The organism is Thermus sp. (genome assembly GCF_056332225.1).
The window spans coordinates 1-4,430 of sequence record NZ_JBWGQW010000081.1 but is presented as its reverse complement, the minus strand read 5'-3'; the positions used below and the strand labels follow the sequence as shown (position 1 = coordinate 4,430).

At 66.7% G+C, this 4,430-nt stretch carries 5 protein-coding genes, 1 tRNA gene and 1 CRISPR repeat array; of the genes, 4 read left to right on the top strand and 2 right to left on the bottom strand.

Annotated features, from left to right (window positions below; translation table 11 throughout):
• The 4 genes from nadE to mutY all read left to right on the top strand — a co-directional run.
• On the top strand, positions 1–540 hold a 540-nt coding region (nadE, locus tag AC01Y6_RS09665), incomplete at its 5' end, for an NAD(+) synthase (RefSeq protein WP_476671308.1).
• A 9-nt stretch (positions 541–549) separates the two neighbouring features.
• Positions 550–1,197 carry a nuclease-related domain-containing protein gene (locus AC01Y6_RS09660; protein WP_347240571.1) on the top strand — a complete coding sequence of 216 codons (648 nt, stop codon included), beginning with the start codon at positions 550–552 and terminating at the stop codon, positions 1,195–1,197.
• On the top strand, positions 1,197–1,619 hold the full coding sequence (locus tag AC01Y6_RS09655; protein WP_428720649.1) for a CoA-binding protein: 423 nt from the start codon (positions 1,197–1,199) through the stop codon (positions 1,617–1,619). Before AC01Y6_RS09660 ends, AC01Y6_RS09655 begins: the two co-directional genes overlap by 1 nt.
• A gap of 1 nt (position 1,620) precedes the next feature.
• Positions 1,621–2,622 (top strand): A/G-specific adenine glycosylase MutY, encoded by a 1,002-nt coding sequence (mutY, locus tag AC01Y6_RS09650; RefSeq protein WP_476671306.1) that lies wholly within the window; start codon positions 1,621–1,623, stop codon positions 2,620–2,622.
• On the opposite strand, the gene AC01Y6_RS09645 is transcribed toward mutY, so the two are convergent.
• Both AC01Y6_RS09645 and AC01Y6_RS09640 read right to left on the bottom strand, forming a co-directional pair.
• The gene (locus AC01Y6_RS09645) at positions 2,515–3,213 is read right to left on the bottom strand and encodes an FAD-dependent oxidoreductase (protein WP_476671305.1); all 699 of its coding nucleotides are present in this window, start codon (positions 3,211–3,213) and stop codon (positions 2,515–2,517) included. The two genes, mutY and AC01Y6_RS09645, sit on opposite strands and share 108 nt — an antisense overlap.
• Before the next feature lie 44 nt (positions 3,214–3,257).
• Positions 3,258–3,333, bottom strand: a tRNA-Trp gene (locus tag AC01Y6_RS09640).
• Between the two features lie 114 nt (positions 3,334–3,447).
• A CRISPR array of direct repeats spans positions 3,448–4,389; the repeat unit is 36 nt; unit sequence GTCGCAATCCCCTTACGGGGCTATGTGGTTTGCAAC.
• Positions 4,390–4,430 lie beyond the last annotated feature (41 nt).

The following is a 4,430-nucleotide window of genomic DNA, read 5'->3' as shown; positions in this document are numbered from 1 at the left end:
ATGGTGGAGGCCTACGCCGCCCTCACCCCGGACCTCACCCCCCACCGCAAGGGGAACGTCATGGCCCGGGCGCGGATGATCGTCCTCTTTGACAAGTCCCAGGCCTACCGGGCCCTCCCCTTGGGCACGGGGAACAAGACGGAGAGGCTTTTCGGCTACTACACCTGGCACGGGGACGACGCCCCGCCCGTGAACCCCTTGGGGGACCTCTACAAGACCCAGGTCTGGCGGCTCGCCGAGCACCTCGGGGTGCCGGAGGCCGTGGTGAAGAAGCCCCCCACCGCCGACCTCGTCCCCGGCCAGACGGACGAGGCCGACCTCGGGGTGCGCTACCTCCGGGCCGACGTGATCCTGGAGCACTACCTGAAGGGCTACTCCGACGCCTACATCCTGGGCCTCGGCTTCAGCGAGGAGGAGCTTAGGCGGGTGAAGGAGCGGGTGAACCGCACCCACTGGAAAAGGGCCCTCCCCACCGTGGCCCTCCTTTCCTCCACGGCCATAGGGGAGTTCTACCTGAGGCCCTTGGACTACCGGCCTTAGGGAGGCGGTATGGCGCGCGAGATCGGCAAAGCGGGAAAGACCCTTTCCAGGAAGCTTTGGCGCTTGGCCGCCGTGGTCTTGGGCCTTGGTTTTTTGGTCTGGCTCCTTATCAAGCTCTTCGTCCCCTGGATGGGGGCCCTGGCCCTTCCCCTGGCCCTCTTGGCCGCGGTGCGCTTCCTTCAGGACAAGGACGTGGAGCGCGAGGTGGTGGCGAAGGCACGGGGCTACCTGGGGGAGTCCCGGGTGGGCCGGGTCCTCGCCCGCCTGCCCCTGGGCTGGCGGGTCTTCCACGACGTGGACCTGGGGGGCGAGAACGCCGACCACGTGGTGGTGGGCCCTCCCGGCGTCTTCAACGTGGAGGTGAAGAACTATAGTGGCCCCATAGAGGTGCGCCCCGAGGGGCTTTGGGTCCGGGGAAGCAGGCGGGACGACCTCGTGCGCCAGGCGTGGCGCCAGGCCCACAAGCTCAAGGAGCTCCTGGGGGTGGAGGTCCAGCCCGTCTTGGTGTTCGTGGGCAAGCGGGTCAAGGGGGAGGTGGGCCGCCTCCCCGTTTTGGGGGAGGAGGACCTCTTGCCCTACCTCAGGGCCCAGCCCCACCGCCTGGCCTTTGAGGAGGCCCGCAAGCTGATGGCGGTCTTGGAGAGGAGGGTGCGCTGATGGAGGAGGCTCGGCTCAAGGAGCGCCTGGCCCAGGCCCGGACCATCGCCGTCCTCGGGGCCCACAAGGACCCTTCCCGCCCCGCCCACTACGTGCCCAAATACCTCTCGGAGCAGGGCTACCGCGTCCTCCCCGTGAACCCCAGGTTCCAAGGGGAGGAGCTTTTCGGGGAAAGGGTGGTGGGAAGCCTCCTGGAGCTTCAGGGCCCCGTGGACATCCTGGACGTCTTCCGCCCCCCTTCCGCCCTCATGGGCCACCTTGCGGAGGCCCTGGCCCTGAAGCCTGGTCTGGTCTGGCTCCAGTCGGGCATCCGGAACCCGGAGTTTGAGAAGGCCCTGGAGGAGGCGGGCGTCCCCGTGGTGGCCGACCGCTGCCTCATGGTGGAGCACAGGCGCCTCTTCCGGGGCCCCCTCCCTCTTTAGCGTGGAAACCTGGCAGAAGGCCCTCCTCGCCTGGTACCGGGAGAACGCCCGCCCCCTCCCCTGGCGGGGGGAGAAGGACCCCTACCGCGTCCTGGTGTCCGAGGTCCTCCTGCAGCAGACCCGGGTGGAGCAGGCCATTCCCTACTACCGCCGCTTTCTGGAGCGCTTTCCCACCCTGAAGGCCCTGGGAGAGGCCCCCCTGGAGGAAGTCCTGAAGGCTTGGCAGGGGGCGGGCTACTACCGCAGGGCGGAACACCTCCACCGCCTGGCCCAAAGCGTGGAGGAGCTTCCCCGAAGCTTCGCCGAGCTGAAGAGGCTTCCCGGCCTCGGGCCCTACACCGCGGCGGCGGTGGCCTCCATCGCCTTCGGGGAGCGGGTGGCGGCGGTGGACGGGAACGTGCGCCGGGTCCTCGCCCGCCTCTTCGCCCTGGAAGACCCCAAGGAGAAGGCGCTTTTCGCCCTGGCCCAGGGCCTCCTTCCCGAGGGCGTGGACCCGGGGGTGTGGAACCAGGCCCTCATGGAGCTCGGGGCCACGGTCTGCCTGCCGAGGAGGCCCCGATGCGGGGCCTGCCCCCTAGGGGCCTTCTGCCGGGGGAAGGAGGCCCCCGGGCGCTACCCCCGCCCGAGGGAGCGCCGGGTAAGGGAGGAGAGGCTCGTGGCCCTGGTTCTCCTCGGGCGGAAGGGGGTCCACCTGGAGAGGCTTGAAGGGCGGTTCCGGGGGCTTTACGGGGTGCCCCTCTTTCCCCCGGAGGCGCTTCCCCTGCGGGAGGCGGCCTTCGGGGTGAGGTCTAGGCCCCTTGGCGAGGTGCGCCACGCCCTCACCCACCGCAGGCTTCTCGTGGAGGTGCGGGGGGCCCTCTGGGAGGGGGAGGGGGAGGACCCCTGGAAGAGGCCCCTACCCAAGCTCATGGAGAAGGTGCTCCGCCAGGCGCTTCCCCTCCTCGCTCATGCGGGCGTAGTCCCCTTCCCGCACGCAAAGCCCCACGGCGTAAAGCCCCTCTAGGCGCTTGAGGCGGAAGGTCTCCTCCTCCCACTCCTCGGGGTGGAAGGCCAGGTAGCGCACCCGGTAGCCGGGGGTGGTGGGGGTCTTGGGCACCTCCCCTTCCCGCTCCACGAAGCGGAAGCCCAAGCGCGAAAGCTCCTCTAAAAGGTCGGGGTAGCTCGCCTCCGAAAGCCTGCCCGCCTCCTCCACCGCCCCGCCCAGGAAAAGCCTCGCCCCGAGGAAGCTCCCCACCGCGAGCACCACCCTCTCCGCCCGGGCCGGGGGGCCCTCCCAGGTCCTCACCCCCACCACCCGCCCTCCCTCCAGGAGAAGCCCCGTGGCCGTGGCCTGGAAGAGGTGGAGGTTCCGCTCGCCCTCCAAAAGGTACTTGGCCCGGGCGTGGAAGGCCCACACCCGCTCGTCCCCGGGGTCGTAGGCCCGCTCCAGGAGGCTTCCCGGGGGAAAGGGGGGCCTGGGGGGCAGGAAGGGCATCATCACCGCGTCCAGGCTTTGGGTGAGGAGGCCCACCCGAACCCCCTTTCTGGCTAGCTGGAAAGCGGCCTCGGCCCCGGAGAACCCCGCGCCCACGATGAGCACCTGGTACGCCGCCATACGCCAAAAGCCTAACCCCCCAGGCCTGGGCCTGAGGGGTGCGCTGGCGGGCCGTGAAGGACTCGAACCTCCAACCCCCGGTTTTGGAGACCGGTGCTCTGCCAGTTGAGCTAACGGCCCCCGCCTCTAGGGATTCTAGCACACCCAGGCCGGGGAGCCAAGCCGGGCGGCGAGAGGGCCTGCCGGGGTCCGGGGAACTAAGGGGGCGGCGCCCGCCCTCGCCAAGCTTTCCTGGCCGCAATCCCCTTACGGGGCTATGTGGTTTGCAACGGGGGAACCCATGACCGCTTCCCAGCTCCTCTCCGCCCTGTCGCAATCCCCTTACGGGGCTATGTGGTTTGCAACTTGTAGGAGAAGATTCGCTAAGTTTCCGTGTTTTCTTTGAGTCGCAATCCCCTTACGGGGCTATGTGGTTTGCAACATGCAACATCTAGTGGGTTCAGGGGTTTCCTATAGTAAGTCGCAATCCCCTTACGGGGCTATGTGGTTTGCAACGGAGGAAAAGCATGCAATGGCTTAGGGGGTTCATGGCGGTCGCAATCCCCTTACGGGGCTATGTGGTTTGCAACACTGGACCAGGGAAAAGCCGGTAGCGGGCTGGATTTGGGAGTCGCAATCCCCTTACGGGGCTATGTGGTTTGCAACTCCGCAAAGATGGTAGCCAAGTTGAACACGGGCCTCGAGGTGTCGCAATCCCCTTACGGGGCTATGTGGTTTGCAACCTCCTTCCCGAGCTCGCGGAGGGGCCCCACGGCCCCGCGTCGCAATCCCCTTACGGGGCTATGTGGTTTGCAACCAGGAACACCTTGAAGGGGAGCTGAAGAAGCTCCTTCGGTCGCAATCCCCTTACGGGGCTATGTGGTTTGCAACTGAACAGTCAGGGCGTGGTGGACTTCCCCGGGATGCTGGAGTCGCAATCCCCTTACGGGGCTATGTGGTTTGCAACATATGTTCGCTACAAAAACCTGACCGTTAACATTGAAGTAGGGTCGCAATCCCCTTACGGGGCTATGTGGTTTGCAACTGTTAAAAGGTACCGGGAATAAGTGGCGGAGGATTGAAGTCGCAATCCCCTTACGGGGCTATGTGGTTTGCAACCTTGGGAGGTGAATATGTTGTACCCGAATGACTACGACTTGAGTCGCAATCCCCTTACGGGGCTATGTGGTTTGCAACTCTACCCCTCTAAGAACCCCGTCCTGGACGGCACCGCCAGA

Bases quoted from the DNA above. Each gene is read 5' to 3' on its own strand.
- AC01Y6_RS09645 (WP_476671305.1), bottom strand. From the start codon at position 3,213: ATGGCGGCGTACCAGGTGCTCATCGTGGGCGCGGGGTTCTCCGGGGCC.
- AC01Y6_RS09655 (WP_428720649.1), top strand. From the start codon at position 1,197: ATGGAGGAGGCTCGGCTCAAGGAGCGCCTGGCCCAGGCCCGGACCATC.
- AC01Y6_RS09660 (WP_347240571.1), top strand. From the start codon at position 550: ATGGCGCGCGAGATCGGCAAAGCGGGAAAGACCCTTTCCAGGAAGCTT.